At 31.2% G+C, this 1458-nt stretch carries 2 protein-coding genes; one reads left to right on the top strand and one right to left on the bottom strand.

Annotated elements, in window-relative coordinates:
- Window positions 1-76 precede the first annotated feature (76 nt).
- Window positions 77-988 (top strand): bifunctional UDP-sugar hydrolase/5'-nucleotidase, encoded by a 912-nt coding sequence (locus tag FPG59_RS15985; RefSeq protein WP_086455521.1) that lies wholly within the window; start codon window positions 77-79, stop codon window positions 986-988.
- Window positions 989-1015: 27 nt separating this feature from the next.
- Here the strand turns inward: FPG59_RS15985 and FPG59_RS15980 are convergent.
- Window positions 1016-1458 (bottom strand): hypothetical protein (locus FPG59_RS15980; protein WP_217875954.1); only part of this gene is annotated, 443 nt, incomplete at its 5' end.

Below are 1458 nucleotides of genomic sequence, written 5' to 3'. Positions count from 1 at the left end.
CCTGCGTTTACAGCAAAAAAAATAAAAAGAAATCCTAATTCATTTTTAAGAAAATTAATTAGACAAAATATATACCATGAAAAGAAGAGAATTTATAGAAAAAACTGCTGCTGGATCAGCATTATTGAGTTTAGGTTTATCCCTAAGTAGTTTTGATACAACCACAGCAAAACAGCTTACCATTTTACATACTAATGATGTTCATAGTTATATAGATCCATTTCCTGCTGATCATCCGCGTAATGCAAACATGGGCGGAGTAGCACGAAGAGCTGCTCTTATTGAAAGCATTAGAAAAGAAAATCCAAATGTACTTCTCCTTGATGCTGGTGATATTTTTCAAGGCACACCTTATTTCAATTACTACGGTGGTGAACTGGAATTTAAATTAATGAGTATGATGCAGTATGACGCCTCTACCATAGGTAATCATGATTTTGACAATGGCGTTGATGGACTGCGCGCTCAAATGCATCACGCAAAATTTGAATTTCTTTCGGCCAATTATGATTTCAAAAATACGGTTATGGATGGATTTGTAAAACCATTCAAAATTTTTAATAAAAATGGCATTAAAGTTGGAGTTTTTGGACTAGGAATTGAACTTGCAGGACTTGTAGACAAAGGCATGTATAAAGAAACTGTTTACAATGATCCTCTAGAAATAGCTCAAGACATGGTTCGAATTTTAAAACAAGAAAACAAATGTGACATTGTGATTTGTTTGTCTCATTTAGGTTATAAATACAAAGACGAAACAAACAAAATTTGTGATTTGAAACTTGCCGAACTTACTCAAGATATTGACTTAATCATAGGAGGACACACCCATACATTTTTAGACAAACCTTCGGTGGTAAAAAACAAAATAGGAAAAGATGTATTAGTGAATCAAGTTGGATGCTACGGAATCAATTTAGGTAGAATTGATTTTTATGTAGACAATGACAAAACAAAAGCTTTTGAAGGAAAATCAATAATAGTTTAACTTTACTTTTAATTTCGAAAAGACTAACTATTGCACTCTATCTTTATGAATATTTTCTGTATCAATTACAAATCTGTAAAATGCATAATAACTACTAACATATAGTACCATTCCTAGCGGTCTAAAAAAAGTGGGTGGAAAAGTTGACAAAAAACATTTTTCAATAAAAACTGTGAAATACAATGCCGTAAAAAGGAGCCCATAAATATACAACCAAGGTGAATCGTTGTTATCATTCATAAAATAATTTGATATTACAAGCCCAGCCATAATTGATATTACAATGTTTTGAACCACTATTCCATAAAAACTTGATCTGTTGATTTCATCTGCAATTGAAAGTAGGTAAGAAAAAATAAATAAAGTGGGGATAATTGCTATTACCACTGGAATAAAATCTTTCACTTTATTTATTTTTATAATATAAGTTATAAGTAATGACCTATGTATAATATAACCCGCTAGCGCTG

Source organism: Flavobacterium sp. FPG59 (assembly GCF_002150205.1).
Classification (GTDB): domain Bacteria; phylum Bacteroidota; class Bacteroidia; order Flavobacteriales; family Flavobacteriaceae; genus Flavobacterium.
Note: the sequence above shows the minus strand (reverse complement) of the source record. Positions and strands in the feature narration are given on the sequence as shown.